This is a genomic window from Aequorivita antarctica (genome assembly GCF_007997155.1).
Lineage (GTDB): Bacteria > Bacteroidota > Bacteroidia > Flavobacteriales > Flavobacteriaceae > Aequorivita > Aequorivita antarctica.
Map to the genome: position 1 here is coordinate 1 of NZ_VORT01000057.1, position 380 is coordinate 380.

Annotated in this window: 1 protein-coding gene; it reads left to right on the forward strand. The window is 41.1% G+C overall.

Translation table 11 applies throughout. The features are described from left to right. Nucleotides 1-380, forward strand: a 380-nt coding sequence (locus ESU54_RS17940; protein WP_211362171.1) for a hypothetical protein, incomplete at both ends; no start/stop codon positions are given.

Consider the following 380-nt stretch of genomic DNA (forward strand, 5'->3'; position numbering starts at 1 on the left):
ATATTGACATATACCTTTAGCGATGCTAATGGATGTACAAATAGTGCTTCAGATTCTGTGACTGTAGAGGATACCGAACCTCCAGTTGCAAACTGTGCGGCACCATTTACGATCCAACTGGATGTTAATGGAATGGCCAGCATCGTATTAGCCGATATTGAAAATGGCAGTACTGACAACTGTGGCGTTGGAAGCACTTCCATAGACATAACAGATTTTGACTGTAGTAATGTAGGCCCAAACACGGTAACATTAACAGTAACCGATGTAAATGGTAATGTTTCCACTTGTACAACGATTGTAACTGTAGAGGACAATATACCGCCAACAATTACTTGTCCTGGAGATATTACTGTAAGTAACGATCCAGGAGTTTGTGG